We start from the raw sequence: 25,093 nt of genomic DNA, 5'->3' as shown, positions 1-25,093 counted from the left end.
ATGCACCGTGCGGATCCGGCGAATGACGGATCCCCGGTGCGGGCTCACGGTTGACGGGTAGGTGGGATGCAGGGAGAGGGCCAGGCGATCGGCGGACGAGCGATGGAGTCGATGACCGGGCGGCTGCTGGTCGCGACTCCGGCGCTCAAGGACCCGAACTTCGACCGTACGGTGGTGCTGCTGGTCGCCCACGAGCCGGGTGGCGCGCTCGGCGTGGTCCTGAACCGGGCCACCGAGGTGCCGGTCGCCGAGGTGCTGGGTGACTGGAGTGACCTGGCCCGCCACCCGGCGGTGCTCTTCGAGGGCGGCCCGGTGCAGCCCGACTCGGCGATCTGCCTGGCCCGGATGCGGCAACCGCTGCGCCGGCTCAAGGGCTTCCACCAGGTCTCCGGCGCGGTCGGCACGATCGACCTCTCGGTCGACCCGGAGAAGCTGCGGGAGAGCATCGGCGGGATCCGGGTCTTCGCCGGCTACTCCGGCTGGGGCAGCGGGCAGTTGGAGCAGGAGATCGCCGACGGGTCCTGGTTCCTGCTGGACGCTCTGCCCGGCGACGCCTTCGTCGACCGCCCGGACGACCTGTGGCCGATGGTGCTGCGCCGGCAGGGCGGCATGATGGCCGCCGTCGCCCACTTCCCCCCGGACGTGGCCCTCAACTGACCCGGCTGGGCGGGGACCCCCGCGAGATGACCATGCCGGCCAGTCTGTGTATAGTTTCCCAGTGCCCGGGCGACCGGGACGACAGCAAGGGGCCGTGGCGCAGCTGGTAGCGCACCACACTGGCAGTGTGGGGGTCAGGGGTTCGAGTCCCCTCGGCTCCACCCTTGCGAAACGCCCTGGCGGGGATCATTCCCTGCCAGGGCGTTCGGCTTTACCCGGGCGTTCCACGTGACCAGGCCGTCCCCGTCGTCGTCCAGGGTGACCTTCGGCCAGTCGCCGACACCGAGCCTTGTCACCGTGCCGAGGGTGCCGGCGCTGGAGAGCGAGCGACCGAACACCCAACCGCGCCGGCCACGAACCTGCGCGTACGCCGTCGGGTCGCTGACCTGTCTTCTCCGCGCACCGTCGCCCCCTGAAATCGATGAACATGCTCAGTCCAGGGCATGATGCCATCGACCAGCTCCACCGCGCGCCGGTCAGGCGGCGGTGTTGCGGGGCCTGCGGACCATCGCGACCACCGGGCCCGGTCGACGGGCCTCGTGCAAATCTTTTTCCGGCTGCGGTAAATGAATCACGGTGCTCATGCGTGTGCCAGGTGTGGAGCAAGAACGGAAGGACTTCGCGGACTTCTACCAGCGCTGCCGGGACAACTGCCTGCGTGCCGTACTGGCCAGTACGGGTGATCGTGCGCTGGCGGAGGATCTGGTCGCTGAGGCGTTCGCGCGGGCCTGGGCATCCTGGCGGAAGGTGAGTCGGCATCCGGCACCGACGGCGTGGGTGGTGCGTACCGCCCTCAACGTCCGGGTGTCCTGGTGGCGGCGGCGTCGGCGCGAGGTCGCCTTCGACGGCCACGACCTGCCCCGGCCGGATGACGACGTTCACGACGTCGACCAGGCGATGCTGAGCGCCATTCGTCGGCTGCCGAAACGGCAACGCGAAGTGATCGTGTTGCGGGTCTGGCTTGACCTGGACGCCAACACCGTGGCCGACGAACTGGGCATCTCACCGCGGACCGTAGCCGTCCACCTGTCTCGCGCCACAGCGACCCTGCGGGCGCAATTCGTGCCCGTGACCAGTTAGGACTCGAAATGAACGAGGATGAGGTGCTCAACGCGATGAGAAAAACTCTTTCCGGCGTGCGGATGGACCGTCCGGTCGAGGCGATCGAGAAGCGCGGCCGGGCCCGCCGGCGTAACCGTGGCGTGTTCGGTGTGGCCGCCGGTGGGGGACTCGCCGCCCTGGCCGCCATCGCGCTGGCCCTGCCGATCGGCTTCGGCCCTTCCGGCTCGTCACCGGCCGGCGGCACCGCGGCGCCGGCGGCCTCGGCGGGTGACGCCACGGCGCCGGCCATGGAACCGGCGGCGTTCTCGGTGGTCAGGCAGGCGGACGGCTCGGTGCGACTGCGCCTGAGGTCCAAGCAGGTGATCGATCCCGATGCGCTGGAGAAGGCGCTGGCCGACGCCGGCGTTCCGGCCGTCGTCAAGCCGGATCTCCTGTGTACGCCAAAGGGCAGGGAACTGCCCCAGATCAAGGACGTCCTGACGTTCGAGCGGATCCCCGGGGTCGACGAGGACGGCGTGTCCGGTGACTCGGAGTGGGTGATCGCGCCGTCGAAGATGCCGAAGGGCAGCGTCCTGTACTTCAGTGTCTTCCCGGTGCACAAGGGCGAGGGCTACGCGAAGGTGGCCTGGGCCCTGGTGCCCAAGGACGCCCCGATGAACTGCCGGTCCGTCGTGAGCTGAGCCCGAGAGCCGGTCCGTTACGGACTCGATCCGTAGCGGACCGGCGTTTTCGCGTTTCACCATCTCCTTGAGTCCTGAGAGGAAAGCCCATGTGTGACCTGTCGGTGAAGAACTCGTGATTCGTAGACGCAACGTCGCAGCCGCTCTGCTGGCCGGGACCATCGCGGCGGTACTCGGTGCCACCACGCCCGCCGGCGCCGAGGCGGCACCGGCCCCCGCGCAGAAGGGGAGTCGCGCGTCGGAGTCGGTCAGCATCACGCTGATCACGGGTGACCGGGTCGTCGTCTCCGCGCAGGGCGGCACCGCCATCGAGCGCGCGCCCGGTCGTGCCGGAGTCCGCTTCGTGAACCAGACCAGCGAGGGTCACCGCCTCGTGATCCCGGTCGACGCGCTGCCGTTGCTGCGCCAGGGTCGGCTGGACAAGCGGTTGTTCGACCTCACGGCACTTACCGAGTTCGGCTACACCGGCGACCGGGACCTGCCCCTGCTTCTCTCGTACGAGAAGAGCGCGAACGCGCGGGCAGCAGTCGATGCGAGCGCCCGAGTGAGTCGTGACATTTCTGGGCTGGGGATGCTGGCGGTGCGTGCGTCGCGCGCCAAGAAGGCCGACCTGTGGAATTCGTTGACCCGGGGTGCCGCCACTGACCGGTCCCTGAGCCCGGGCGTCGACAAGGTCTGGTTGGACGGTAAGCGCACGCTCGCCCTCGACACCGCCGTGGCGCAGGTCGGCGTGCCGGCGGCCTGGCAGCAGGGCCTGGACGGCACCGGCGTGACGGTGGCGGTGCTCGACAGCGGAATCGACGCCGGACACCCGGACTTCGCCGGCAGGATCGTGGCGAACGAGAACTTCCTCGAGGGTTCCGCGGCGGACGACATCGACGGCCACGGCACGCACGTCGCTTCGATCATCGCCGGCAGCGGCGCCGCCTCAGGCGGCAAGTACCGTGGTGTGGCGCCGGGCGCGAAGCTCGCCGTGGGCAAGGTGTGCGAGGGCAACTACTGCGACGAGTCAGCGATCCTGGCCGGGATGCAGTGGGCCGCCCAGAAGGCCCCGGTGGTCAACATGAGCCTGAGCGGCCCCGACTCCCCCGAGGTCGACCCGCTGGAGCAGGCGGTTGAGGACCTCACCGCGGCATACGGCACGCTGTTCGTCCTCTCGGCCGGCAATCAAGGCCTGCTCGGCAGTCGGACGATCGGATCGCCGGCCGCCGCTGACTCCGGACTGGCGGTCGGCGCGGTCGACGACCAGGATCACCTGGCCGGCTTCTCGAGCCGTGGTCCGCGCCTCGGTGACGGGGCGATCAAGCCGGACATCACCGCACCCGGTGTGGGCATCGTGGCGGCGCGGGCCGCCGCCGGACATGCGGGTGCCCCGGTCTCCGACCGGTACACGAGTCTGTCGGGCACGTCGATGGCCGCACCGATGGTTGCCGGCGCGGCCGCCATCGTCACCCAGCAGCACCCCGGCTGGTCGTCGCGTCAGCGCAAGACGCTGCTGATGGGCGCCGCGCAACCGGGCGAGGGGATCGACGTGTTCGCCCAGGGCGCCGGGCGGCTCGACGTTGCCCGGGCGGTGCGTCAGACGATCTCGGTGGACGAGGGCAGTGTCAGCTTCGGCGAGCAGGAGTGGCCGCACACCGACGACACGCCGGTCACGAAGACCCTCACCTACCGCAACGGCGGAACCACGCCGGTCACCCTGACCGTGGCCGTCGACGGCGACGCGGACACCTTCACGGTCGCCGCGACCAGCCTGACCGTGCCGGCCGGCGGGACCGCGACGACGACCGTCACGTCCGACACCCGCGGCGAGGGTCCGGACGGGATCCGGAGCGCCCGGGTCGTGGCCACCGCCCCCGGCGACGTCCGGGTCGAGACCCCGACGGCGGTCGAGCGCGAGGTGGAGAGCTACGACGTCACGTTCCGCCACTTCGGCCGGGACGGGCTGCTGAACCTCAACTACTGGGACCTCCTCATCGGGCTGGACACCCCTCAGTCGTACCAGCTCTACGACGGGGAGGAGGCGCAGACGGTGCGGCTGCCCAAGGGCAGGTACGGCCTGATCGGCAATGTCTACGGCGAGACGGACACCACCATGCTGGTGCAGACCAGCTTCGTGGCCGACGCCACGAGGACCGTGACGCTGGACGCCCGCCAGGCCGGTCCGGTCACCATCAGAGTTCCTCGCGCGGACGCCCGGCAGGCCACGGCCAAGGTCGACGCGTACTGGACGGGCCGGAATGCCGGCTTCACGACGGAATCCGTGGTGCCCGGCGACCTGCACGTCGGCCAGATCGGCCCCGCGACCGCGGTGACCGGGTTCCAGAGTTCGATTTCCAGCGTCTTCGCCCGGTGGAAGAACGACGCCGAAGGGTTCCTCGACAGCCCTTACACGTACGAAACCTCGTACACCCGCCAGGGGGTCTTTTACACCGGTTTCGACAAGCAGGTCACCGCGGCCGAACTGGCCACGGTGAAGGCTCACTATGCCCGCGAGGCCGACGGCGCCACCGGCGCGAAGTACAACTGGCCGGTCGTCGGCACGGTCAGTGGCGGCACCGTCGGCCTGCCGTTCTCGCTGCCGTTCGAGCGCACCGAATATCTCGGCACGCAGGGCGGCGTGCAGTGGAGCACCACCTTCGAGCAGCAGGTGCAGACCGACCCGGAGTACGGGCCGGAGCGGGTCACGCAGACGGCCGGACCGGCGCAGGCGTTCACGGCCGGTCGGGTCTACCAGCAGGACTGGAACGCGGCCGTCTTCGCGCCCCTGGATCCCGGTGTCGCCGACGGCGACCTTGACACCGTCTTCCGCAAGGGCGACACGATCGAGGCCAGCATCCCGTTGTTCGGCGAGGGCGCCGGACACTGGGGCCAGCGATACCTGACGGACAGCGCCCGGACCGCCCTGTACGCCGACGGTGCCTTGATCGGCGAAACCACATCCCTCGACGGCGAGTTCGCGGTGCCGGCGGAGCGACGCGACTACCGGCTGGAGATGTCGGCCACCAGCCCCGCGCCGCACCGGCTGAGCACCGCGGTCAGCGGGCTGTGGACGTTCTCCTCGGCGAACGGCGACACGCGGCTGCCGCTGTCCACGGTACGGTTCAGGCCGTCCTTGGACAGCAACAACGCCGCGCCGGCCGGCACCTTCACCGTGCCGGTCACCGTGACGCCGCTGGCCGGCTCGGCGGCCACCGCCAACCGCACGCTCACCGCGCAGTTCTCGGTCGACGACGGGGAGACCTGGCGGTCCGCCTCGGTCAGCGCCGACCGACGGACGCTGCGGGTCACCAACCCGGCAGCCGGCTACCTCTCCCTGCGCGTGACCGCCACCGACCGCACGGGAAACACCGCCACGGTGACCGTGATCCGCGCGTACGCCGTCAAGTAAGCAGCGCCGGGGCGGATGCGGTAATCGTGCCGCATCCGCCCCGGCGGAGGTATATCCGATAAGTCTGTTATCAGCCCTGACGGCTCTTCCACTGCGGGTTCGCGCGGTTCACCACGACCACCCGGCCGCGACGACGGACCACCACCGAACCCGGCTTCTGCTTCAGCGCACGCAACGAGCTACGTACCTTCATGTCTGCCTCCTCGGCCTGGGGGTCTGGCCTGAAATCCGTACCGCCTATCGAAACGCCGAGGCCCACCGGGCGATTCCCGGGCCCCGGGCGGTCGAACCTTTGGCGTCCCGCGTCCGTACCACTGCGCGGGAGGTCAAGCCATGAGCGTGCGTCGAGTGCTCGCCGCTGTGCTGGTCGCGGTGGCGGCCGCACCGCTGGGCGCGGCGCCCGCCTGGGCGCACGGCGCCCCCACCGACCCGATCAGCCGGGCGGCGGCCTGTGGGCCCGAGGGCCGGCACGCCGCCAGTGCGGCCTGTCGGGCGGCGGTGGCGGCGGGCGCGGCGGTACGGGAATGGGACAACGTACGCGTCGCGGCCATCAACGGTCGGGACCGGGAACGGATCCCGGACGGCGAGCTGTGCAGCGGTGGGCTGTCCGCGTACCGGGGACTGGACCTGCCCCGCACCGACTGGCCGAGCACCGAGGTGACCACGGGCGCGACGTTCACCTTCCGATACCGGACGACCATCGAGCACCGGGGCACCTTCCGGCTCTACGTCACCAAGCCCGACTACGACCCCCGCAAGCCGCTGACCTGGTCGGATTTGGAGTCGCGTCCGTTTCTGACCCGGACCGACCCGCCGGTGCGGGGCGGGGCGTACCAGCTGGCGGGCCGGCTGCCGGCGGACCGCAGCGGCCGGCACCTGATCTACACGATCTGGCAGAACTCGAACACCCCGGACACCTACTACTCCTGCTCGGATGTCGTGTTCCGCACGGCGCGAAGCGGCGCGACGAAGAGTGCGACGAAGAGTGCGACGAAGGCGGCCCCGGCTGCTCCGCGTACCGCCGCCAGCCAGCCGGCCGCCACCGACCCGGCGGCGGTGGCGGCGGCGGCCGACCCGGGCGTGCCGGTTGCGTCGGTGACCGACCTCGGCGGGCGGTGGCCGGTGCTGGCCGGTGCGGCCGTCGTGCTGGTCCTGGCGCTGGTCGGCGTGGGCCGGCGACGACGCGGCGCGGCGGCACCGGTGGGACGGCAGTGCGAGGTCCGCAACCACCGGGCCGGGCGGCGCCGGATCTGGTGATCCGGCCCGCCGCTCGACCCGACGGCGCTCAGCTCAACAGCCGGTCGATCTCGGCCAGCTCCTCGGCGGTGAAGTCGAGGTTGTTCACGGCGGCGATGTTGGTCTCCAACTGCTCGACGCTGCTCGCACCGATGATGAGGCTGGTCATCCGTGGGTCGCGCAGCGCCCAGGCCAGCGCGAGCTGCGCGAGGGACTGGCCGCGCCGCTCGGCGACCGTGCCGAGCCCTCGGATGGTGGCCATCTTCTCGTCGCTGAGGTCGCTCTCGTTGAGGAAGACGCTGGTGCGCACCCGCGAGTCGGCCGGGATGCCGCCCAGGTAGCGGTCGGTCAGCAGACCCTGAGCGAGGGGGCTGTACGCGATGCAGCCGGCCCCGACCTGCTCCAGCGTGTCGAGCAGGCGGTCGGCCTCGGTCCAGCGGTTGAGCATCGAGTACGACGGCTGGTTGATCAGCAGCGGCGTGCCCAGCTCGCGCAGGATCGCGGCGGCCCGCGCGGTCTGCTCCGAGTTGTAGTTCGAGACGCCCACGTAGAGCGCCTTGCCGGAGCGGACGATCGCGTCCAACGCGCCCATCGTCTCTTCGAGGGGGGTGTCCGGGTCGAAGCGGTGCGAGTAGAAGATGTCGACGTAGTCCAGGCCCATCCGGCCCAGCGACTGGTCCAGCGACGAGATCAGGTTCTTGCGCGAGCCCCACTCGCCGTACGGGCCGGGCCACATCAGGTAGCCGGCCTTGCTGGAGATGACCAGCTCGTCCCGGTACGGCTTGAGGTCCGTGGCGAGCAGCCGGCCGAAGTTCTCCTCGGCCGAACCGGGCGGCGGACCGTAGTTGTTGGCCAGGTCGAAGTGGGTGACGCCCAGGTCGAAGGCGCGTCGCACGATGTCGCGCTGGCGGTCGAACGGGCGGTCCGGGCCGAAGTTGTGCCAGAGCCCGAGAGAGACGACGGGCAGCCGCAGGCCACTGCGTCCGCTGCGCCGGTAGGTCATGGTGTCGTAGCGGTCATCCGCGGCGAGGTAGGTCACGATCATGAGCGTAGCTCCGGCCGGTGGTGCCGGGGATCGGGCGTGAAAACCGGGACAACCGGGTAGTTTCGAGGCCATGCGGTTCATCGCCCTCGACACCCCGAAACCGCTCTCCAAGATCGGCCTCGGCACCTGGCAGTTCGGCTCCCGCGAGTGGGGCTACGGCCCCGACTTCGAGCAGCGGGCCGCCCAGATCGTCCGGCGGGCCGTCGAGCTGGGCGTGACCGTCTTCGACACCGCGGAGATCTACGGGTTCGGGCGCAGCGAGCGGATCCTCGGCGCGGCGCTCGGCGACGACCGGCCCACAGTCATGGTCGCCAGCAAGATCTTTCCCGTGCTGCCGGTGGCCGCGGTGGTGCAGCAGCGGGCGGTCGCCTCGGCGGCCCGCCTCGGCGTCACCAGCATCGACCTCTACCAGGTGCACCAGCCCAACCCGCTGGTCGCCGACCACACCACCATGCGCGGCATGCGGGCCCTGCAGGACGTCGGGCTGGTCGGTGAGGTGGGGGTGAGCAACTACGGGCTGCGCCGCTGGCAGGTCGCCGAGGCCGCACTCGGCCGGCGGGTGCTCAGCAACCAGGTCCGCTACAGCATGCTGGACCGCGCGCCCGAGCAGGACCTGCTGCCGTACGCGCGGCAGACCGGCCGGGTCGTCATCGCGTACAGCCCGCTGGCGCAGGGCTTCCTGTCCGGCCGGTACGACGCGAAGCACCCGCCGACCGGCGCGGTCCGCCGCGCCAACCCGTACTTCCTGCCGGAGAACCTGGAGCGGGGCGCCGTCCTGATCGACACGCTGCGCCAGGTCGCCGAGGCACACGGCGCCACCCCCAGCCAGATCGCGCTGGCGTACCTGCTGCGTCACCCAAACGTGCTTGCCATTCCCGGCGCGTCAGGCGTGGAGCAGATGGAACGCAACGCCGCGGCGGCCGACCTCGACCTCACCGACGACGAGTACGCGGCCCTGGCCGAGGCCGCCAAGCGGTTCCGCCCGGTCACCGGGCTCGCCGCGCTGCCCCGGATGCTGCGTAACCGGATCGCCGGCCCGACGGAGAAATGAGCACAGTGGACGACATCACCGCACTGATCCTGGACGACCACGCCTCCTTCCGGCGCGGCTTCGCCCGCCTCGACGACGCCCGCGACGAGCAGGAGTTGCTGGCCATCTGGGAGGCACTCGCCCTGCACCTGGACATCCACGCCGAGGCGGAGGAGGCGATCCTCTACCCGCACCTGGTCAAGCACGGTGACGACGGCGAGGACGAGACCGCCGACGCGATCGGCGACCACAACAAGATCCGGGACGCCATCGCCGAGTCCAAGCTGCACCCGGTCGGCTCGAAGCCCTGGTGGGAGGCCGTCGGCACGGCCCGCCGGGAGAACAGCGAACACCTCGCCGAGGAGGAGGACGAGGCGCTGCCCGACTTCCGCCGGCACGCCAGCTTCGAACTGCGCGCCGAGCTGGGCCAGCGTTGGCTGATGTTCTACGGCGAGCACAAGAACGGCCGCGACCTGCGGTTCCGCGACAAGGACCCCCAGGGGTACGTCGCCGACCACCGCTGAGATCTCCCCGGTGCGGGGGAGTCGCACCTCGGGGTGACGGCAGCAGAATGACCGCATGACCTTCCGCGCGGCACTGGCCCCGCTGGTGGCCGGCAGCACCTGGCGACGCGGCGTGTTCCTGCTGCTCGGTGGTGTGCTGGCGCTGCCGTACGGGGTCCTCGCGGTGACCTTCGCGCAGATGCTCACCGACTCGGAGATTCCCCGCCCGCTGGTCTACGTCCTGCTGGTGATCGCGGTGCTGATCGCCGTGGTGCCGTTGCTGCTGGACGGCAGCCGGGCCCTGGAGATCGCCGCCGTACGGGCGCTGCTCGGCGTCGACCTGCCCGACCCCGCGCCGGGGCGGCGCGGCGACCGGGAGAGCCGCCTGCGCAGCGCGCTCTGGATCGCCACGCACCTCATCGTCGGCGCCCTGGTGATGATCGCGCTGTTCAGCGCCCTGCCGATGGCGCTGGCGTTCATCGCCCAGCAGTTCGGTGTCGGCGCCGAGCTGACCAGCCAGGAGCGGTTCGGGCCGCTGGACGGACGGGACAGCGGCTGGCTGACGCTGACCGGGGTGGCCCTGCTGGTCGGCCTCGGCTACGCCGTCGCCGGGCTCGGCGCGCTCGCCGTCTCGATGGCGCCGGTGCTGCTCGGCCCCGCGCAGGCCGAGCGGATCGCCGCGCTGGAGGCGCGGGCCACCCGACTGGCCGAACGCAACCGGCTGGCCCGGGAACTGCACGACTCGGTCGGTCACGCGCTGACCGTGGCCACCCTCCAGGCCGGCGCGGCCCGCGAGGTGCTCGACAGCGATCCGGAGTTCGTCCGGCGGGCGCTCACCGCGATCGAGGAGGCCGGGCGGACCGCGATGGACGAGCTGGACCACGTGCTCGGGCTGCTCCGCGAGACCGGCGGCGACCGCCCCTCGGTGGCGCCGCAACGTACCCTCGCCGACCTGGACCGGCTGGTCGCCGACACCCGAGCGGCCGGGCTGACCGTGCACGCGCAGCGCGTCGGCGACCCGGCGCGACTGCCCGCGATCGTCTCCCGGGAGGGCTACCGGATCGTCCAGGAGGGACTGACCAACGCCGCCCGCTACGGCCACGGGCCGGTGACACTGCGCCTGGACCTGCGGCCGGACGCGCTGGAGCTGGAACTGGTCAACACGATGAGCCGCCCCGACCGGGCCGACACGGGGCGGTCCGGTCGGGGTCTGGACGGCATGCGGGAACGGGTGCTGCTGCTCGGCGGCCGACTCACCGTGGGGCCGGACGGCGACCGCTGGCTGATCCGGGCCCGCCTGCCCTACGAGGACGCACGATGACCACCGGTGTGCTGATCGTCGACGACGACGAGTTGATCCGGGTCGGGCTGCGGGCCATCATCGACGCCCAACCCGATCTGCGGGTGCTCGCCGAGGCCGCCGACGGCGCCGAGGTGCCGCCCCTGGTCGCCCGGCACCGCCCGGACGTGGTGCTGATGGACGTGCGGATGCCCGGCATCGACGGCATTCAGGCCACCCGGCACCTGCTGGCCACCTCCGCCGACCCGCCCCGGGTGCTGGTGGTCACCACGTTCGCCAACGACGAGTACGTCTACGAGGCGCTGCGCGCCGGCGCCTCCGGCTTCCTGCTCAAACGGGCCCGGCCGGCGGAGGTGGTCGAGGCGGTCCGGGTCGTCGCGGCGGGCGAGTCGCTGCTCTTCCCGGCCGCGATCCGCCAGCTTGTCGGGGCGTACGGGCCGGCGGGTGGCGACCGACTGCGTGCCGCCCGGCTCACCGAGCGGGAGGCCGAGGTGCTGCGGCTGATGACCACCGGCCGGTCCAACCCGGAGATCGCCGCGCACCTGGTGGTCGGGGTGGAGACGGTCAAGACGCACGTCGGCAACGTGCTGGCCAAGCTGGGTGTCCGGGACCGCACGCAGGCCGTGATCGCCGCCTACGAGTCCGGCTTCGTCACCCCGTCCGGCTGACCGGTCCCCCACCCGGGGGAGCGGGTTCACCGCCGGCCGGGAGGGATTCGACCGGCTGTCGGTCGAGGCTGAGAGCATGACGACGATCACTGCATCCCGACCCCGTTCCGACTCCCGCTGGCCGGACCGGCTCGCCCCGCTGGCCGCCGGTTGGCTCGGCCTGTGGGGCGTACTCGCCCTGGTTGGCACACTCACCGGCGCCGGCTATCCGTTCGGCGCGAACGACACGCACGGCGGCGACGTCAACCTGCTGCGCCTGGTGCCGGTGGACCTGGCCACCCCGCTCTTCGCCGGCGTCCTGCTCACCGCCGCGGTGGCCGCCCTGGCCATGAGCCGCCCGGCGGTCCGCCCGCCCGGTCCGCTGCGGGCGCTGCTGGCCGGCTACGGCTGGGCGGTGGCGTTCGGACTCGCCGTGGTCGTCCCGGACGCGCGGGTGCTGATCGTCCTCGGTTACCTGCCGATCCTGATCGTCGGTGCGCCCTTCGGCTGGCCGCCGGTCGAGTACTCCGACGTCTTCAACTGGGCGCTGTTCGGCCGGTTCGCCGCGCTGGCCGGCGGGCTGCTGCTGGCCGGGACGGTGCTCGTCTGGCAGCGCCGCACCGCCGGGGCCTGCGTCGGCTGCGGGCGGGACGACACCGACCGGGGGTGGACCACCCCGGCCGCCGCCGCCCGCTGGGGTCGGTGGGCCGCCGGCATCGCGGCGGCGATTCCCCTGACGTACGCGTCGACCCGGTTCGCCTGGGCGGCCGGCATCCCGCTCGGCATCTCCCGCGAGTTCCTGACCGAGATGCAGGACAGCGGGCTGGTCTGGGCCGGGTTCGGGCTGGGCGCGTTCGCCACCGTCGGTGCGATCCTCACCCTCGGGCTGGTGCAGCGCTGGGGCGAGCGGTTCCCGCGCTGGATGGTCGGGCTCGCCGGTCGCCGGGTGCCGGTGCTGCTGGCCGTGGTGCCGGCCACCCTGGTCGCCATCGCGGTGACCGCGGCCAGCCTGGGGCTGCTCAGCAACCCCAGGTTCTGGGAACTCACCGGCGGCGGCGTCAGCCTGACCGGGGCGCCGATGCTGCTCTGGCCGCTGTGGGGCGTGGCGCTCGCCGCGGCGACCTACGCGTACCACCTGCGCCGCCGGGGGGCCTGCGGGCGCTGCGGCCGGGGCTGAGGGTGGCAGCGGGGGTGCCCCTCGATGCCCGGGGTGCCCCCGCGAATGTGAGCTAGCGTTACTCGGGTGACTGCGCCTACCCCGGTAATCCCGGTTCCACCGGCCGACCTGCCCGGCACGCTCGGCGCGCTGCGCGCGGCCGGTCACCAGTACCGCACCGTCAAGCAGGAACTCCGCGACAACCTTCTCTCCCGGATGCGCTCCGGCGAGACCCGTTTCCCCGGCATCGTCGGCTACGACGACAGCGTCCTGCCCGAGGTCGAGCGGGCTCTGCTCGCCGGGCACGACATGGTGCTGCTCGGTGAGCGCGGCCAGGGCAAGACCCGACTGATCCGCGCGCTGGGCGGGCTGCTCGACGAGTGGACCCCCGTGATTCCCGGCTCGGTGCTCAACGAGCACCCGATGCACCCGCTCACCCCCGCGTCGGTCGCCCAGGTCGCCGAGGCCGGCGACGAGTTGCCGATCGGCTGGCTGCACCGCTCGATGCGCTACGGCGAGAAACTCGCCACCCCCGACACCAGCGTCGGCGACCTGATCGGTGACGTCGACCCGATCCGGATCGCCCAGGGACGCACCCTCGGTGATCCGGAGACCATCCACTTCGGGTTGGTGCCGCGTACCAACCGGGGCATCTTCGCCGTCAACGAGCTGCCCGACCTGGCCGAGCGGATCCAGGTGGCGCTGCTCAACGTGCTGGAGGAGCGGGACATCCAGGTCCGCGGCTACCAGCTGCGGCTGCCGCTGGACCTGCTCCTGGTGGCCAGCGCCAACCCGGAGGACTACACCAACCGGGGCCGGATCATCACCCCGCTCAAGGACCGGTTCGGCGCCGAGATCCGTACCCACTACCCGGTCGACCTGGAGTTGGAGCTGGCGCTGATCCGCCAGGAGGCCGACCTGGTGGCCACCGTCCCGGAGCACGTGCTGGAGGTGCTGGCCCGGTTCGCCCGCGCGGTGCGGGAGTCCCCGTCGGTGGACCCGCGCTCGGGCGTCTCCGCCCGGTTCGCGATCGCCGCCGCCGAGACGGTCGCCGGTGCCGCGCTGCGTCGCGCCGGCCTGCTCGCCGCCTCCGGCAACCCGGACGGTCGGCCCGAAGCCGCGGTGGCACGGGTCGGCGACGCGGTGTCGGTGACCAGCACGCTGCGCGGCAAGGTGGAGTTCGAGAGCGGCGAGGAGGGGCGGGAGATCGAGATCCTCGCCCACCTGCTGCGGACCGCCACCGCCGAGACGTTCCGCGCCCACCTGGCCGGCCTGGACCTGTCCGGGTTCACCGCCCTGGTCGAGGACGGGACGGCGATCGAGACCGGCGAGCTGGTCGGTTCCACCGAGCTGCTGCGCCAGGTGGGCACCGTGCCCGGCCTGGCCAAGGTGCTGGACCGGCTCGGTCTGGGCGACGCGCCCACCCCGGAGGAGGCCGCCGCCGCCGTCGAGTTCGTGCTGGAGGGGCTGCATCTGACCCGCCGGCTCGGCAAGGACGTGACCGACTCGGGTCGCACCGTCTACGGCGGCCGGGGCTGATCGTGGCCGGCAACCGGTTCCGGTACGGGCAGTGGAACGGCGGGCCGGACCCGCTGGCGCCCCCGTACGACGTGCGCGAGGCGGTGGACGCGGTCGGCGCCGAGGTGCTGGCCGGCGGCAGCCTGCGGGAGGCGCTGCGCGACCTGCTGCGCCGTGGCCCGCAGGGGCGTGGCGGGCTCGACGACCTGGCCGCCCGAGCGCGACGGCTGCGCCGCGAGGCGCTGCGCCGTGGGGATCTCGACGGCGCGGTGACACGAGCCCAGGCGCTGCTCGACCAGGCGCTCGCCGCCGAGCGCGACGAGCTGCGGGGCCGCGACGACGACGGCGCGCGGTTCGCCGAGTCGGTGTTGGACAACCTGCCCCGCTCCACCGCCCGGGCGGTCGAGGAGTTGTCCGGCTACCAGTGGGCCAGCGCGGACGCCCGCCGCTCGTATCAGCAGATCCTCGACCAGCTCCGCGACGACGTGCTCGGTCAGCGGTTCGCGGGGCTGCGGGACGCGGTCCGCGCGTCCGCCGATCCGGCCGCGCAGCAGCGGCTCGCCGAGATGATGCGGGACCTGAACGACCTGTTGGCCCGGCACGGCCGCGCGGAGGACACCACCGACGCGTTCGCCGAGTTCATGCGCCGGCACGGTGACTTCTTCCCGGAGCGGCCGGAGACGGTCGACGAGCTGATCGACGTGCTGGCCCGTCGCTCGGCGGCCGGTGAGCGGCTGATGAACTCGCTCTCCGAGCGGCAGCGCGCCGAGCTGGCCGGTCTGATGCAACAGTCACTCGGCGACCGTCTCGCCGGGGAGCTGTCCGCGCTCGACGCGAACCTGCGGGCGCTGCGACCGGATCTGCGGTGGGGGCGTGGCGAGCGGGTCCGGGGCGAGCAGCCGCTGGACTACGCCGACGCGGCCGGGGCACTGGGTGAGATCGGCGAGCTGGACGACCTGCTGGACCAGCTCGACCAGGAACACCCCGGGGCCACGCTGGACGACGTGGACGTCGACGCGGTGGCCCGGACGCTGGGCCGCGACGCCGCCGACGACGTCCGCCGGTTGCGTGAGCTGGAGCGGGAGCTGCGCCGGCAGGGCTGGGTGAGCCGGGACGCGGACGGGCTCACGCTGAGTCCGAAGGCGCTCCGCCGCCTCGGTGGGACCGCGCTGCGGCGGGTCTTCGCCGAGCTGACCGCCGGGCCGCGCGGCCAGCACGACCTGCGCTCGGCGGGCGCCGCCGGCGAGGTCAGCGGCGAGTCCCGCCCCTGGGAGTACGGCGACGAGCAGCCGTTGGACGTGGTCCGCACGCTGACCCGGGCGGTCCGCCGGGCTGGTCCGACGGTTCCGCTTCAGCTCGCGGTGGACGACTTCGAGGTGGTGGAGACCGAGAAGCGGGCGTCTGCGGCAGTGGTGCTCTGCGTCGACCTGTCGTACTCGATGATCTCGCAGGGTCGTTGGGGGCCGATGAAGCAGACGGCGCTGGCGTTGGCGCACCTGATGGAGACCCGTTTCCCACAGGACGCCCTGCAGATCGTGGGCTTCGGCCGGGAGGCGATGACCCTCACCCAGCAGGAGCTGGCGGCGGTGGAGCCGGACATGGAGCAGGGCACGAACCTTCAGCACGCGCTGCGGCTGGCCGCTCGGCACCTGCGACGCCATCCGGACGCCGAGCCGGTGGTCCTGGTGGTCACCGACGGGGAGCCGACCGCCCACCTGGACCCGGACGACGGTGAGGCGCTGTTCCACTGGCCGCCGCTGCCGGAGACGATCGAGGCGACCGTCCGCGAGGTGGACAAGCTCAGCCGTTACGGCGCCACCCTCAACCTGTTCATGCTCGGCGACGACCCGGGTCTGCGCCGCTTCGTCGACGCGGTGGCCCGGCGCAGCCGGGGCCGCATGTTCACCCCGGACACCGACGACCTGGGCGAGTACGTGGTCAGCGACTACCTTCGCTCCCGCCAATCCCGCCGCTAACCCCCGGTGGGGCGGGTTGACTGGGGGGATGGAGAGCGGGGGATTGCGGCGGGCTTACGGCGCCCTGTTCGCAGAGGTGGACGCTGGCGGGTTCGGTCCGGCTCCGGAGGGGCAGCTCAGCGCCGAGCAGATCGTCGCGCATCTGGTCGCCAACGACGAGCTGATGATCCAGGCCACCGAGGCGTTGCTGGCCGGGTCGCCGTTCGCCTACTACGAGATGGAAGAGGACATCCACCGTCCGCAGCTCGACGCGCTCGCCGCCGAGCAGGGTGGTCTGCGTGGCCTGACCGCGCTGCTGCACGGCACCAGCGACCGGCTGTGCGGGCTCGTCGATCAGCTCGGCCTGGCAGCGGAGACCCCGGTCGAGACGCACCTCCGCGAGGGCTTCGACCTCATCGTCGACGAGCCGCTGCCCTGGTCCCGCACCCTGGACCTGCACACCCGTGTCCACCTCCCCAAACACCAGGCCCAACTGCACCTGCTCCGCACCTGAGCCGCCTCGGCCCCGGCCTCGGTCGGCCCGGCCCGGCCCGGCCCGCGGTCGGCTGTTGGTGGCGTTCCCCGGGGTGTCGGTCTGCTGAGCGGTATACCTGTGAGTCATTTCTATGACTCACAGGTATATCGCTTCTCGCAGCGATGCCTCCCGCAGGACCGTCGTGTCGTCTTTGGGTGAAGAGCGGCGGCGACAGCGGCCGGCAGCCGACGCCGCGCCCGGGCCGGCGGCGATCAGACCGGGGTGCGGACCGCGGGCGACGTGTCGACCAGCTCGGGGCGGGGGTGGAAGGTGCGGCGGTAAGTGGACGGGGCCACGCCGATGCGTTGGTGGAGTTGCTGGCGTAGCGCGGCCGTCGTGCCGAAGCCGCAGCGGTGGGCGATCTGGTCGACGGAGAGGTCGGTCGTCTCCAACAGCAGTCGCGCGTGGTCGGTGCGCTGTTGCAGCAGCCACTGGGCCGGGCTCAGGCCGGTCTCCGAGCGGAAGCGTCGGGTGAAGGTGCGCACGCTCATCCGCGCCTGCTCGGCCAGGTCGCGCAGCGCGATCGGCTCGTGCAGTCGCTGCCGCGCCCACTCCCGGGCGCCCGCCGTGCTGGTGTCGGTCGCCTTCGGCACCGGCTGCTCGATGTACTGCGCCTGCCCACCGTCGCGCCACGGCGGCATCACGCAGCGGCGGGCCGCCCGGTTGGCGACCTCGCTGCCATGGTCGAGGCGGATGACGTGCAGGCAGAGGTCGATGCCGGCGGCCACTCCGGCCGAGGTGAACACCCGGTCGTCGACGATGAAGAGCACGTCCGGGTCGAGGTCCACCCGGTCGTACAGGCGGCGGAACCGCTCGGCGTACGCCCAGTGGGTGGTGGCCCGGCGTCCGTCGAGCAGGCCGGCCGCGGCCAGCACGAACGCCCCCGTGCAGATCGACATGATCCGGGCGCCCCGGTCGTACGCCGACCGCAGCGCCTCGGCCACCTCCGGATCGATGCCGCCCGAGGTCAGCGCGGCGCCGTCGTGGATGCCGGGGACGATCACCGTGTCGGCGGTGTCGAGCAGTTCCAGCCCGTGGTCGGGGAGCACCTGGAAGCCTGCGGTGCTGCGGACCGGCCGCCCACCCGGGGTGCACACCCGCACGTCGTAGCGGTATTCGTCGTCCGCGCCCCGGGCGGTGCTGAAGACCTGAGAGGGGGTGCCCAGATCGAGGCCGACGACCTGTTCGAGGGCGAGGACGGCGATCCGGTGCGGGCCAGTGCTCATGGCCCGATTATTGCGCCTGATGGCTTTCCGGCCACTCGTCGCCAGCGAGGACGCCACCCAGACTGATCAGCGTGACCAAGAACCGTCGCCTGCACCCCGCCTGGCTCGTTGCCGCCGTTGCCTTCGTGGCGCTGGTCGGCGCGGCCGGCTTCCGCGCCACCCCGTCGGTGCTGCTGCACCCGTTGCACGCGGAGTTCGGGTGGCCGCTCGCCACCATCTCCGCGGCGGTCTCGGTCAACCTGCTCCTCTACGGGCTCACCGCGCCGTTCGCCGCCGCGCTGATGGACCGGTTCGGCATCCGCCGGGTGGTCTCGGTGGCGCTGCTGCTGGTCGCCGCCGGCAGTGGCCTGACGGTCTTCATGACCGCGAGCTGGCAGTTGCTGCTGTGCTGGGGCGTCCTCGTCGGCCTGGGCACCGGCTCGATGGCGCTGGCGTTCGTGGCGACCGTCACCGGGCGCTGGTTCGTCCGACGACGGGGCCTCGTCACCGGGGTGCTGACCGCGGGTGGGGCGGCCGGCCAACTGATCTTCCTGCCGCTGATCGCCGTGCTGGTGCGCGACCACGGGTGGCGCACGGCGGCGCTCGTCGTGGCCGGAGCCGCGCTGGCGGTCGTACCCCTGGTGGTGTGGCTGCTGCGCGAACACCCGGCGGATCTCGACCTGCCCGCCTACGGCGCGACCGAGGTCGTCGCGGCGCCGCCGCCGACCGGCGGCGCGGCGACCCGGGCGCTGGGCGCGCTGGCCGCCGCGGCCCGGACCCGGCCGTTCTGGCTGCTGGCCGGCGGGTTCGCGATCTGCGGCGCCACCACCAACGGCCTCGTCGGTACGCACTTCGTGCCGGCCGCGCACGACCACGGCATGGCCGAGACCACGGCCGCCGGGCTGCTCGCGCTGGTGGGACTCTTCGACATCGTCGGCACGATCGCCTCGGGCTGGCTCACCGACCGGGTGGACAGCCGGTTGCTGCTCGGCGCCTACTACGCCCTGCGCGGGTTGTCGCTGCTGGTGTTGCCGAGCCTGTTCGCGGGGACGGCCGAGCCGAGCATCCTGGTGTTCATCGTCTTCTACGGCCTGGACTGGGTGGCCACCGTGCCGCCGACGGTCGCGCTGTGCCGGGAGTACTTCGGCGGCGCCGGGGCGGTGGTGTTCGGCTGGGTGTTCGCCGCGCACCAGTTCGGGGCGGCCATCGCGGCGACCGGCGCGGGGCTGGTCCGCGACCGGCTCGGCGACTACGCGCTGGCCTGGTACGTGGCCGGCGCCTTGTCGATCGGCGCCGCCGGGCTGTCGTTGCTGCTGCGCCGACGGCCGGGCCGGCCGGTGCCGGAGGCCGTCCTGGTCGCCGCGACCGCACCCCGTGCGTGGAGCTTCCGGGGCTGAGTCAGCCCAGCGTCCACTGCTGGGCGGGCCGGCCGTCGCAGGGCCGCTGCCGGATCTCGTCCCCGGCCTCGGCGCCGTCGTCGTCGGCCTGCGCGCACTTACCGCTGTGCACCGCGACGACCAGCACCGGGCCGGTGCCGGTCGGGCTCAGCCGCCACTGCTGGTTGGCCTCACCGTGGCAGGGGAACTGCTGCACCGTCGCCCCGTCGTCACCGCTGCCGCCCTCGACGTCGAGGCACTGCCCGTGGGCGGCGTTGGTCAACGTCACCGCGTCCGTTCCGATCGGGTTGACGACCCACTGCTGCTCCGGGCCGCCGGTGCAGGCGGCCAACTCGGCAGGCGCCTTCTCACCGTCACCGTCGAGCCCGAGGCAGAGCCCGGAGGGCGACCGCAGCACGCGGGGCCCGGTGGTCGGGACGGCCGGGGTGGCCGACGGGGTCGGCGACGGCTCGACCGAGGGGGTCGGGCTCGGCTCGGCCGCCGGGATGGTCGGCTCGGCCACGCTGGACGGCGCGGTGACCGCGGCGGGCACCACCGCTTCGTCGTCGCCGTCGAGGAGGCCGGTGGCGAAGACCAACCCGAGGAGTACGCCCACCAGCCCGACCGCCAACGCCACCCGCAGCAGCGGGTCGGCCAGCGGCCCGGAACGAGCTCTCCGCCGACCGCCGTAGACGGTGCCGGCGGGATCGGGGCGTTCCTCGGGCAGGGACATACGCGCCATCCTCACTCACCACGGCGGCCCGGGGCCAGCCCAGCCACGCCGGCCGGCCGCAGCCAGCCCGGTGCGATCAGCGGGTGGGCTGCGGGTCGGTGACGTCGGCCACAGTCGCGCCGAGGGCGGTGATGGCCGCGTCGGCGTCGACCGCGACGGCGAGACCGCGCTCGCCCGCGCCGAGGGTGATCTCCCGGCCGCGCAGTCGCTCGTCCGCGATCACCGGCCACGCGGTGCTCGCGCCGAACGGGGTGATCGTGCCGCGCTCGTACCCGGTGGCGGCCAGGGCGCCCGCCGCGTCCGGCATGGAGATGCGCTGCACACCGAGCAGGGCGCGCAGCTTGGGCCAGGAGACGACCCGGTCGCCCGGGGTGAGCACGAACAGGTGATCGTCGGCACCCCGGCGGACGACGATGGTCTTGACCACATCCGGGACGGCCACGCCCCGGGCCGCGGCGGCCTCCGCGAGGCTGCCGACCGCACCGTGGCTGACCAGCCGATATGGCAGTCCGGCGGAGTCCAGGGCGGCGATCGCGGGCGACGGCATGCCCGCCACGGTAACCGTCGAACCTGGCGTCGGACGGGAAACAGCAGGCGTCGACATCCCACCGTTTCCGGGGTGCGGGCGTAAGGTGATCACATGCGCGCTGAGCGTGTGGATCACCCCATTGACCATGATGAAGCGGTGGACACGCTGCGGCGGTCGTACGCCGCGGTGCCCACGGGCGAGCCTGTCCGGCTGGCCAAACGCACCTCCAACCTGTTCCGCCCCCGGTCCGCTCCCCGGACCCCGGGCCTCGACGTGAGTGGCCTCAACCGGGTGCTCGCGGTGGACGCGACCGCCCGGACCGCCGACGTGCAGGGCATGTGCACGTACGAGGACCTGGTCGACGCGACGCTGCCGCACGGGCTGATGCCCCTGGTGGTGCCGCAACTGCGCACCATCACCCTGGGTGGGGCGGTGACCGGCCTCGGGATCGAGTCGACCTCGTTCCGCAACGGCCTGCCCCACGAGTCGGTACGCGAGATGGACATCCTCACCGGCTCCGGCGAGATCGTCACCGCCCGGCCGGACGGGGAGCACGCCGACCTGTTCACCGCGTTCCCCAATTCGCTGGGCAGCCTCGGGTACGCCACCCGGCTGCGCATCGAGTTGCAACCGGTCGGCCGGTACGTGGCGTTGCGCAACATCCGGTTCACCCAACTGGAGGCGCTCACCGACGCGATCGCCGAGGTGACCGCCACCCGGTCCTGGGCCGGCGAACCGGTCGACGTGATGGACGGCGTGATGTTCAGCCCCGGTGAGGCGTACCTGATCCTGGGCACCTTCACCGACGCGGCCGACCCGCCCAGCGACTACACCGGCCAGGAGATCTACTACCGGTCGCTGCGCCGGCGCACCCGGGACGTGCTGACCGCGTACGACTATCTGTGGCGCTGGGACACCGACTGGTTCTGGTGTTCGGCGGCGTTCGGCGCGCAGCACCCGGTCGTGCGCAGGCTCTGGCCGGCGCGTTACCGGCGCAGCGACGTCTACCACCGACTGGTCCGCCTCGAGCACCGGCACCAGGTGGCGGCCCGGATCGACCGGCTGCGCGGCCAGCCGGCCCGTGAGCGGGTCGTGCAGGACGTGGAGATCCCGCTGGACCGCACGGCCGACTTCCTGCGCTGGTTCGCGGACAGCGTGGGGATGACCCCGGTGTGGCTCTGCCCGTTGCGGTTGCGCGAACCGGAGGGTCCCGGTTCCGCGCGGTCGTGGCCGCTGTATCCGCTCCACGCGGGGCAGGACTACGTCAACATTGGTTTCTGGGGGAGCGTGCCGATCGCGCCCGGCGCCGCCGACGGCGACGTCAACCGCACGATCGAACGCAGGGTGTCGGAGTCGGGCGGGCACAAGTCGCTCTACTCCGACGCGTACTACGACCGGGACGCCTTCGATCGCCTCTATGGCGGCGAGACCTGGCGCGCGGTGAAGGACCGCTACGACCCGGACCACCGGCTGACGGGACTGTACGAGAAGGCGGTAGCACGAGCATGAGCCTGACCGATCGAGACCAGGGGGCGGCGAGCGTTCCCGCCACCCCGCCGGCGGGGGGCCGGCGCACCGGTCCGACCGTGGCGGACGTCGTCCGCGCGGTCACCGCCGGGCCGCTGCCGGTGCGGATCACCGGGTACGACGGCAGCGCCGTCGGCCCGGCCGACGCCGGCATCACCCTGTCGATCCGTTCCGAGCGGGGTTTGTCGTACCTGCTCACCGCCCCCGGTGACCTGGGCATGGCCCGGGCGTACGTCAGCGGTGACCTGGCGTTGCAGGGGGTGCATCCGGGCGACCCGTACGAGGCGCTGCGGGTGCTCAAGGACGAGTTGCGGCTGCGCCCACCGTCGGTGGCCGACGGGGTGGCGCTGGCGCGCGGGCTGGGCTGGGAGCGGTTGCTGCCCCCGCCGGCCCCTCCGCAGGAGGCCTTGCCGCGCTGGAAGCGGGTGATGAACGGGCTGCGGCACTCGCGGGTGCGCGACAGCACCGCGATCTCGCACCACTACGACGTCTCGAACGCCTTCTACGAGAAGGTGCTCGGCCCGTCGATGACGTACACCTGCGCGGTCTACCGGTCCCCGGACGACACGCTGGAGCAGGCCCAGGCGGCGAAGTACGACCTGGTCGCCGGCAAGCTGGCGCTGAAGAAGGGCATGCGGCTGCTGGACGTGGGCTGCGGCTGGGGCGGAATGGTCCGCCACGCCGCCCGGGAGTACGGCGTGAAGGCGCTCGGGGTGACCCTGTCGAAGGCGCAGGCGCAGTGGGCGCAGGCGGCGATCGAGCGGGAGGGGTTGAGCGAGCTGGCCGAGGTGCGGCACCTGGACTACCGGGACGCGCCGGCGGAGCAGTTCGACGCCATCTCCTCGATCGGTCTGACCGAGCACATCGGTGTGCGCAACTACCCGTCCTACTTCGGGGCGCTGCGGTCGCGGCTGCGTACGGGTGGGCGGCTGCTGAACCACACCATCACGCGGGCCGACAACCGGGCGCCCCACCGCTCGGGCGCGTTCATCGACCGGTACGTCTTCCCGGACGGCGAGTTGGCCGGCCCGGGTCGGCTGATCAGCGAGGTGCACGACGCCGGGCTGGAGGTGCACCACGAGGAGAACCTGCGCCAGCACTACGCGCTGACGCTTGCCGCGTGGTGTCGCAACCTGGTGGAGCACTGGGACTTCTGCGTCTCGGAGGTGGGCGCGGGCACGGCCCGGGTGTGGGGGCTCTACATGGCCGGGTCGCGGATGGCGTTCGAGCGCAACGGCATCCAGCTGCACCAGGTGCTGGCCACCCACAACGGCCCGGACGGTGTGAACGGCTACCCGCTGCGCCCGGACTGGTTGCCCTGACCACCTGCTGAGCGTCGCCTGAAGCCGCGTCGAGAAGTCGGCGCGGCCTCTCGCGAAGCGATTGACAAACAAGTTTTGTACGTACAAACTGATTTTGCCATGAGAGACGTCCTGTACCTGGAGCAGATCGAGCAGGCCGAAGTCCTGCTCAAGCCGCAGCGTGTCGAGGTGCTGCGGCAACTCGCCGAACCGCGCACCTGCACGGAGGTCGCGGCCCGACTCGACCAGACGCCGCAGCGCGTCTACTACCACGTCAAGCAGCTCGTCGCGGCCGGCCTGGTCGAGCTGGTCAACGAGCGCAAGGTCCGCGGCATCACCGAAGGCATCTACCAGGCCGCCGCCCGGTCCTACTGGCTCTCCCCGCGGCTGGTCGGCCGGATCGGGCTGCGCCGGGCCCGCGACGAGCTGAGCCTGGGCTACCTGCTCGACCTGATGGAGGAGGTCCAGGCCGACGTCGCCGCCCTGGACCGGGCCGCGCCCGAGCTGCCGTCGATCGGGGTCTCCGGGGAGATTCGGGTGCCCGCAGAGCAGCGCCCGCAGTTCCTGCACGACCTGCAGACCGCACTTCAGGACCTGTTCGCCCGGTACGGCGGCAGTGAAGGAGACGCCTTCAAGCTCGCCGTCGCCTGCTATCCGAAAGGGAACGACAATGAGTGAAGCGTTGAAGGTCCAGGCCCGCCTCTCCGCGCCCGTCGGGCGCGTCCGCGAGGCCCTGACCGACCCGGCCGAGCTGCGACTCTGGCTGGCCGAGCACGCCGAGGTCGAGCTGCCTCAGCGGTACGAGTTCTGGGGTCGCTACACGCCCGAGGGTGACGCCCCGCACCAGCGCCTGCTGCACGCCGACGACGACACGCTGCGCTTCGGCTGGTTGCTCGACGGGGTGGAGACCACCACCGAGCTCCAGTTGACCGCCGAGAGCACGGACAGCACGGTGTTGACGCTGACCCAGAGCCACTTCGACTTCGCCGAGGCGATGAGCGGTTCCAGCATCCGGGGCGTGCTCCAGACGTTCTGGGCGCTGTCCATCGCCAACCTGGCCGCCCACCTGGAGGGTCGGCCGCTCCTGCCGCGTACCGACTTCACCTCCGCCGACCTGCGCGGCGAGCTGGTCATCGCCGCCCCCATGGACAAGGTGTGGGAGTCGCTTACCGACTCCGAGCAGGCCAGCGCCTGGTTCGGCTACCCCATCGGGATCGAGCCGTGGGTCGGCGGCCGGTACGCTATGGGCGGCTTCGAGACCGGGTACGCGGCCAAGATCGTCGACCTGGAGCCGGGCCGGAGGATGTCCGTGGACTGGGGACCGACCGGCGTCACGAACTGGGAGCTGGCCGAGTCCAACGGCCGGACCACGCTCACCTTCGTGCAGAGCGGCTTCGACGAGACCAACCCCCCGTACGCTGCCTGGAGCGGGTCGGTGTCCGGCCTGGCCGAGCTGCGCCGCTTCCACGAGGTGCCGGGCTGGCAGCCGATCTGGATCTCGACCGAGGTGCCCGGCCTGGAGCCCGAGCCCGCCAGCTGACCGTCGCGCCTTGATCGTGCTCGATCAGGGATGTAGTCGCCTCGTTCACGCCAGAGGCCATTACATCCTGGACAACGCTGTTGCGTTTGGCGATCGGGACTTGAGTCAAGGGCTTTGGAGACGCGAACGGGACTTCTGATAGATCAGCTTGTGTCGAGCAAGGTGAT

Annotated in this window: 23 protein-coding genes and 1 tRNA gene; 19 read left to right on the top strand and 5 right to left on the bottom strand. The window is 72.2% G+C overall.

Translation table 11 applies throughout. The annotated features are described in order from the left end of the window. Positions 1 to 66 precede the first annotated feature (66 nt). The 5 genes from ABZU46_RS22630 (at position 67) to ABZU46_RS22610 (ending at position 5,790) form a co-directional block, all read left to right on the top strand. On the top strand, positions 67 to 657 hold the full coding sequence (locus ABZU46_RS22630; RefSeq protein WP_234583082.1) for a YqgE/AlgH family protein: 591 nt from the start codon (positions 67 to 69) through the stop codon (positions 655 to 657). Positions 658 to 745: 88 nt separating this feature from the next. Next, positions 746 to 818 (top strand) — tRNA-Ala (locus ABZU46_RS22625). 436 nt (positions 819 to 1,254) lie between these two features. Beyond that, on the top strand, positions 1,255 to 1,737 hold the full coding sequence (locus tag ABZU46_RS22620) for a sigma-70 family RNA polymerase sigma factor (protein ID WP_354860799.1): 483 nt from the start codon (positions 1,255 to 1,257) through the stop codon (positions 1,735 to 1,737). An 8-nt stretch (positions 1,738 to 1,745) separates the two neighbouring features. Continuing rightward, complete coding sequence (locus ABZU46_RS22615; RefSeq protein ID WP_354860797.1) at positions 1,746 to 2,399, top strand: hypothetical protein; 654 nt, start codon at positions 1,746 to 1,748, stop codon at positions 2,397 to 2,399. Positions 2,400 to 2,514: 115 nt separating this feature from the next. Next, a complete protein-coding gene (locus tag ABZU46_RS22610; protein WP_354860795.1) occupies positions 2,515 to 5,790 on the top strand; it encodes a S8 family serine peptidase in 3,276 nt (1,091 codons plus the stop codon). Between the two features lie 70 nt (positions 5,791 to 5,860). On the opposite strand, the gene ABZU46_RS22605 is transcribed toward ABZU46_RS22610, so the two are convergent. Beyond that, positions 5,861 to 5,983, bottom strand: coding sequence for a 50S ribosomal protein L36 (locus tag ABZU46_RS22605; protein ID WP_030490864.1), 123 nt, complete (start codon positions 5,981 to 5,983; stop codon positions 5,861 to 5,863). Between the two features lie 140 nt (positions 5,984 to 6,123). Here ABZU46_RS22605 and ABZU46_RS22600 point away from each other — a divergent pair, with 140 nt between their 5' ends. Then, positions 6,124 to 7,047: a lytic polysaccharide monooxygenase gene (locus tag ABZU46_RS22600; protein ID WP_354860794.1), complete on the top strand. Its 924-nt coding sequence runs from the start codon at positions 6,124 to 6,126 to the stop codon at positions 7,045 to 7,047. A gap of 28 nt (positions 7,048 to 7,075) precedes the next feature. On the opposite strand, the gene mgrA is transcribed toward ABZU46_RS22600, so the two are convergent. Beyond that, the gene (gene mgrA, locus ABZU46_RS22595; protein ID WP_354860792.1) at positions 7,076 to 8,071 is read right to left on the bottom strand and encodes an L-glyceraldehyde 3-phosphate reductase; all 996 of its coding nucleotides are present in this window, start codon (positions 8,069 to 8,071) and stop codon (positions 7,076 to 7,078) included. Between the two features lie 70 nt (positions 8,072 to 8,141). Between mgrA and ABZU46_RS22590 the strand changes: the two genes are divergently transcribed. From ABZU46_RS22590 to ABZU46_RS22555, 8 genes are all read left to right on the top strand, one after another. Continuing rightward, entirely contained in the window at positions 8,142 to 9,122 is a 981-nt protein-coding gene (locus ABZU46_RS22590) for an aldo/keto reductase (RefSeq protein WP_354860790.1), read from the top strand. Further along, complete coding sequence (locus ABZU46_RS22585; RefSeq protein ID WP_354860788.1) at positions 9,119 to 9,625, top strand: hemerythrin domain-containing protein; 507 nt, start codon at positions 9,119 to 9,121, stop codon at positions 9,623 to 9,625. Before ABZU46_RS22590 ends, ABZU46_RS22585 begins: the two co-directional genes overlap by 4 nt. A 55-nt stretch (positions 9,626 to 9,680) precedes the next feature. Then, entirely contained in the window at positions 9,681 to 10,925 is a 1,245-nt protein-coding gene (locus tag ABZU46_RS22580) for a histidine kinase (protein WP_354860787.1), read from the top strand. After that, complete coding sequence (locus ABZU46_RS22575; RefSeq protein WP_266249167.1) at positions 10,922 to 11,572, top strand: response regulator transcription factor; 651 nt, start codon at positions 10,922 to 10,924, stop codon at positions 11,570 to 11,572. Before ABZU46_RS22580 ends, ABZU46_RS22575 begins: the two co-directional genes overlap by 4 nt. Before the next feature lie 76 nt (positions 11,573 to 11,648). Continuing rightward, the gene (locus tag ABZU46_RS22570; protein ID WP_354860785.1) at positions 11,649 to 12,728 is read left to right on the top strand and encodes a hypothetical protein; all 1,080 of its coding nucleotides are present in this window, start codon (positions 11,649 to 11,651) and stop codon (positions 12,726 to 12,728) included. Positions 12,729 to 12,794: 66 nt separating this feature from the next. After that, entirely contained in the window at positions 12,795 to 14,246 is a 1,452-nt protein-coding gene (locus ABZU46_RS22565) for a sigma 54-interacting transcriptional regulator (protein WP_354860784.1), read from the top strand. Continuing rightward, positions 14,246 to 16,201: a VWA domain-containing protein gene (locus ABZU46_RS22560; protein ID WP_354860801.1), complete on the top strand. Its 1,956-nt coding sequence runs from the start codon at positions 14,246 to 14,248 to the stop codon at positions 16,199 to 16,201. The genes ABZU46_RS22565 and ABZU46_RS22560 overlap by 1 nt, the downstream gene beginning before the upstream one ends. A gap of 28 nt (positions 16,202 to 16,229) precedes the next feature. Continuing rightward, complete coding sequence (locus tag ABZU46_RS22555) at positions 16,230 to 16,694, top strand: hypothetical protein (RefSeq protein ID WP_354860783.1); 465 nt, start codon at positions 16,230 to 16,232, stop codon at positions 16,692 to 16,694. Positions 16,695 to 16,927: 233 nt separating this feature from the next. On the opposite strand, the gene ABZU46_RS22550 is transcribed toward ABZU46_RS22555, so the two are convergent. Next, positions 16,928 to 17,941 carry a helix-turn-helix domain-containing protein gene (locus ABZU46_RS22550; protein WP_354860781.1) on the bottom strand — a complete coding sequence of 338 codons (1,014 nt, stop codon included), beginning with the start codon at positions 17,939 to 17,941 and terminating at the stop codon, positions 16,928 to 16,930. Between the two features lie 71 nt (positions 17,942 to 18,012). On the opposite strand from ABZU46_RS22550, the gene ABZU46_RS22545 reads away from it, so the two are divergent. Next, entirely contained in the window at positions 18,013 to 19,317 is a 1,305-nt protein-coding gene (locus tag ABZU46_RS22545; protein ID WP_354860780.1) for an MFS transporter, read from the top strand. A 1-nt stretch (position 19,318) separates the two neighbouring features. Here ABZU46_RS22545 and ABZU46_RS22540 read toward each other — a convergent pair whose 3' ends face one another. After that, positions 19,319 to 20,029 (bottom strand): RICIN domain-containing protein, encoded by a 711-nt coding sequence (locus ABZU46_RS22540; RefSeq protein WP_354860800.1) that lies wholly within the window; start codon positions 20,027 to 20,029, stop codon positions 19,319 to 19,321. A 76-nt stretch (positions 20,030 to 20,105) separates the two neighbouring features. Continuing rightward, complete coding sequence (locus tag ABZU46_RS22535; RefSeq protein ID WP_354860779.1) at positions 20,106 to 20,576, bottom strand: YbaK/EbsC family protein; 471 nt, start codon at positions 20,574 to 20,576, stop codon at positions 20,106 to 20,108. A gap of 93 nt (positions 20,577 to 20,669) precedes the next feature. Between ABZU46_RS22535 and ABZU46_RS22530 the strand changes: the two genes are divergently transcribed. From ABZU46_RS22530 to ABZU46_RS22515, 4 genes are all read left to right on the top strand, one after another. Beyond that, the gene (locus ABZU46_RS22530) at positions 20,670 to 22,067 is read left to right on the top strand and encodes an FAD-binding oxidoreductase (protein WP_354860777.1); all 1,398 of its coding nucleotides are present in this window, start codon (positions 20,670 to 20,672) and stop codon (positions 22,065 to 22,067) included. Then, a complete protein-coding gene (locus ABZU46_RS22525; RefSeq protein ID WP_354860775.1) occupies positions 22,064 to 23,407 on the top strand; it encodes a class I SAM-dependent methyltransferase in 1,344 nt (447 codons plus the stop codon). The genes ABZU46_RS22530 and ABZU46_RS22525 overlap by 4 nt, the downstream gene beginning before the upstream one ends. Positions 23,408 to 23,506: 99 nt before the next feature. After that, on the top strand, positions 23,507 to 24,064 hold the full coding sequence (locus ABZU46_RS22520) for a helix-turn-helix domain-containing protein (protein ID WP_354860773.1): 558 nt from the start codon (positions 23,507 to 23,509) through the stop codon (positions 24,062 to 24,064). Beyond that, on the top strand, positions 24,057 to 24,926 hold the full coding sequence (locus ABZU46_RS22515; protein WP_354860771.1) for an SRPBCC family protein: 870 nt from the start codon (positions 24,057 to 24,059) through the stop codon (positions 24,924 to 24,926). The genes ABZU46_RS22520 and ABZU46_RS22515 overlap by 8 nt, the downstream gene beginning before the upstream one ends. Positions 24,927 to 25,093 lie beyond the last annotated feature (167 nt).

This window comes from Micromonospora sp. NPDC005197 (assembly GCF_040608295.1).
Classification (GTDB): Bacteria; Actinomycetota; Actinomycetes; order Mycobacteriales; family Micromonosporaceae; genus Micromonospora.
Note: the sequence above shows the minus strand (reverse complement) of the source record. Positions and strands in the feature narration are given on the sequence as shown.